This window comes from Micromonospora sp. U56, assembly GCF_018070095.1.
Classification (GTDB): Bacteria; Actinomycetota; Actinomycetes; order Mycobacteriales; family Micromonosporaceae; genus Micromonospora; species Micromonospora purpureochromogenes.
The window spans coordinates 1-3,506 of record NZ_JAGPYL010000225.1 but is presented as its reverse complement, the minus strand read 5'-3'; the positions used below and the strand labels follow the sequence as shown (position 1 = coordinate 3,506).

At 74.8% G+C, this 3,506-nt stretch carries 3 protein-coding genes and 1 pseudogene; 3 read left to right on the top strand and 1 reads right to left on the bottom strand.

The window, feature by feature from the left end:
- A pseudogene (locus KBX37_RS33555) lies at nt 1-279 on the bottom strand (2-phospho-L-lactate guanylyltransferase); the annotation flags it as partial.
- Nucleotides 280-405: 126 nt separating this feature from the next.
- On the opposite strand from KBX37_RS33555, the gene KBX37_RS33550 reads away from it, so the two are divergent.
- The 3 genes from KBX37_RS33550 (at nt 406) to KBX37_RS33540 (ending at nt 3,342) form a co-directional block, all read left to right on the top strand.
- The gene (locus KBX37_RS33550; protein ID WP_210779839.1) at nt 406-1,128 is read left to right on the top strand and encodes a 1-acyl-sn-glycerol-3-phosphate acyltransferase; all 723 of its coding nucleotides are present in this window, start codon (nt 406-408) and stop codon (nt 1,126-1,128) included.
- 67 nt (nt 1,129-1,195) lie between these two features.
- Nucleotides 1,196-2,203 carry an NAD(P)H-dependent glycerol-3-phosphate dehydrogenase gene (locus tag KBX37_RS33545; protein WP_210779838.1) on the top strand — a complete coding sequence of 336 codons (1,008 nt, stop codon included), beginning with the start codon at nt 1,196-1,198 and terminating at the stop codon, nt 2,201-2,203.
- Nucleotides 2,200-3,342, top strand: coding sequence for a cystathionine gamma-lyase (locus tag KBX37_RS33540; RefSeq protein ID WP_210779837.1), 1,143 nt, complete (start codon nt 2,200-2,202; stop codon nt 3,340-3,342). The genes KBX37_RS33545 and KBX37_RS33540 overlap by 4 nt, the downstream gene beginning before the upstream one ends.
- Nucleotides 3,343-3,506: the final 164 nt, after the last annotated feature.

Here is a 3,506-nt window from a genome sequence, read left to right as displayed (position 1 = left end):
GCCCGGATCGTGCCGGAACGCGGCGTTCAACCCGGCCTCCGGCTCGTCCGGCACGATCCGGGCGCCGGCCGCGCCCAGCAGCGCCGCGGCCCGCTCGTCGCCGGTGACCACCAGGACCTCGGTGACCGCAGGGCAGGCCCGCACCGCGCGGACCGTGTCGGCGGCCAGGGCCAGGGCCAGCTCCTCGTGGGGTACGGCCGGCAGCGCGCCCCGCAGCCGGCTCTTCGCCGCGCCCAGGCGCTTCACCGGCACCACCACGGTCCACCTCGGCTGACCCACGCGACAATCCTGCCAGCGTCGACGGTGGTACCCGCACTGGCCGTACCCGGGGCGAGCAGGCATGATTTCCGCTGCGGGCCGCACCGGTGGGTGCGGCGCGCGGGGTTGGGGCGACGAGGAGGCAGGGTGACACGGCGCAGGCTGGGTTTCTGGCAACGTTTCGCCGTGGCGCTGGTCAAGCCCGTGATGCTGGTCTGGACCCGGCGCACCTGGCGCGGCGCCGAGCAGTTGCGCCGTGACGGCGGCATCATCATCGTGCCCAACCACCTCTCGCACGCCGACCCGCTGGTCTCGGCGCACTTCATCTACGAGGCCGGCCGCTGGCCGCAGTACCTCGGCAAGGCCAGCGTCTTCCGGGTGCCGGTGATCGGGTGGATCCTGCACCGCTGCCGGCAGATCCCGGTGGAACGCGGCACCGCCGACGCGGTCAAGTCGCTGGACAAGCTGATCGCCGCGCTCGATGCCGGCGGCGCGGTGGTGATCTACCCGGAGGGCACCATCACCCGCGAGCCGGAGCTGTGGCCGATGAAGGGCAAGACCGGGGCGGCCCGGTTGGCGCTGGCCACCGGCGCGCCGGTGATCCCGCTGGCGATGTGGGGCCCGGAGCAGCTGTTCGACCCGCGGACCACCCGCTTCGGCCTGCGGCCCCGCACCCCGGTGACCGTGGTCGCCGGCGAGCCGGTCGACCTGAGCCGGTGGGCGGGCGCCACCCCGAGCCGGGCGGTGCTGGAAGAGATGACCGACGAGATCATGTTGAGCCTGCGCGCCCTGCTCGCCGACATCCGGGGTGGCACGCCGCCCCCGCTGTGGGAACGTCCCGCCCGTCCGCGTACTTCCGAGGTGACCTGATGAGCGAGCGGATCGACCGGCTCAGTGTGGTGGCGCCGCGCGCCGCCGATCGTGTGGAGGCGAGGGCATGAGCGGCCATGTGGCGGTGCTGGGGGCCGGGTCCTGGGGGACCGCCTTCGCCAAGATCCTCGCCGACGCCGGCCGGGACGTGACGATCTGGGCCCGGCGGGAGTCGGTCGCCGACGCCATCCGGGTCCACCGGCGCAACCCGGACTACCTGCCCGACCTGCGGCTGCCCGAGCGGGTCACCGCGACCGGCGAGGCGGCCAAGGCGATCTCCGGCGCCGAGCTGGTGGTGCTCTCGGTGCCGTCGCAGACGCTGCGCGGCAACCTCGCCGACTGGGCCGGCCACCTCGCCCCGGACTCGACCCTGGTCTCGCTGATGAAGGGCATCGAGCTGGGCACCACCCGGCGGATGAGCGAGGTGATCGTCGAGACCGCCGGGGTCAGCCCGGACCGGGTGGTGGTGGTCTCCGGCCCCAACCTGGCCCCCGAGATCGCTGCCGAGCAGCCCGCCGCGACCGTGGTCGCCAGCACCGACGCCCGCCGCGCCGCGCTGGTGCAGTCCTCCATCCGGACGCCGTACTTCCGCCCGTACACCAACGACGACGTGATCGGCTGCGAGCTGGGCGGGGCGGTCAAGAACGTGATCGCCCTGGCGTACGGGATCGCCACCGCGATGGGCTTCGGCGACAACACCCGGGCGATGCTGATGACCCGCGGGCTCGCCGAGACCGCCCGGCTGGGCGTCGCGCTCGGCGCCGACCCGATCACCTTCGCCGGCCTCGCCGGCATGGGTGACCTGGTCGCCTCCTGCTCCTCGCCGCTGGCCCGCAACCGCACCTTCGGTGAGCACCTCGGCCGGGGGGAGACGCTGGAGCAGGCGCAGGCGGCGACCCGGCAGACCGCCGAGGGCGTGAAGAGCTGCCTGGCCATCCGGGACCTGGCCCGGGCGCACGGGGTGGAGATGCCGATCACCGAGCAGATCGAGCGGATCTGCCACGAGGGCATGGACCCCCGGCTCGCCGTGGACGCCCTGATGAGCCGCACCGCCAAGCCGGAGTCGTACGAGTGAGCGCCGCCGAGCCGCAGTGGCGGGACGGCACCCGCTGCGTCCGGGCCGGGCTGCCGGAGCCGGTGCCCGGCGACCCGTTCCTGCCCGGGCCGGTCTTCGCCGCGCCGTACCACCTCGACCCGTGGGAGGGGCCGGCCGCCGCGGCGAACGGCTACGGCCGGCCGGACAACCCCACCCGGCGGCTGCTGGAGTCGGCCATCGGCGAGCTGGAGGGAGGCGACTGCCGGGTCTTCGCCAGCGGTCAGGCCGCCATCACCGGGCTGCTGCTGGCCGTGCTGCGACCCGGGGACACCGTGCTCCTCCCCGCCGACGGGTACTTCCCGGTGCGCGCCTTCGCCACCGCCACCCTCGAGGGAATGGGGGTGCGGGTCGGGTTCGTGCCGACCGTCGGGCCGTACCCGTCGTTCGAGGGCGTCCGGCTGTTGATGCTGGAGACCCCGGCGAACCCCGGCCTGGACGTGGTTGACGTCGCCGCGCTGGCGCGGGACGCGCACGCCGCCGGCACCCTGCTGGTGGTCGACAACACCACCGCCACCCCGCTCGGGCAGCGCCCGCTGGACCTCGGCGCCGACCTGGTGGTCGCCTCCGGCACCAAGGCGCTGACCGGGCACTCCGACCTGCTGCTGGGCTACGTGGCGACCCGCTCGGCGGAGCTGCTGGCGACGCTGACCGCCTGGCGCACCACCACCGGCGCGGTGCCCGGGGCCTTCGACGCCTGGCTGGCGCACCGGTCGCTGGGCACCCTCGACCTGCGACTGGCCCGCCAGTCCGCCAACGCGGCGGCGGTGGCCGAGCTGCTCGCCGGGCGCGCCGACGTGACCGGCCTGCGCTGGCCCGGGCGACCGGAGGACCCGGCGTACCCGGTGGCCTCGGCGCAGATGCGGCGGATGCCCGGCGTGGTCTCCTTCGACCTCGGCGCCGCCGACCGGGTGAGCCGGTTCGTCGAGGCGGCCCGACTGGTCGCCGCCGCGACCTCCTTCGGTGGCCTGCACACCACCGCCGACCGGCGGGCGCAGTGGGGCGACGACACCGCGCCGGGCTTCGTCCGGCTCTCCTGCGGCGTGGAGGACACCGCCGACCTGGTCGCCGACATCGCCGCCGCACTGGACGCCGCCGGGCCGGCCCGTCCGCTATCGTGACCCCCGGCCCGTGCGGGCCCCGACCCGAGGTGGTCGAGGACCTCCTGGGCATCGTGCAGACCTTCTCGTGGCGGCTGTACGGTCTGCGCCGCTACGAGAAGGAGTTGAAAAGGGCGGACCTGACCATGGAGGGTGACCGGTGAAGGTCACCCGGATCGCCTACT

Bases quoted from the DNA above. Each gene is read 5' to 3' on its own strand.
- KBX37_RS33545 (WP_210779838.1), top strand. From the start codon at position 1,196: ATGAGCGGCCATGTGGCGGTGCTGGGGGCCGGGTCCTGGGGGACCGCC.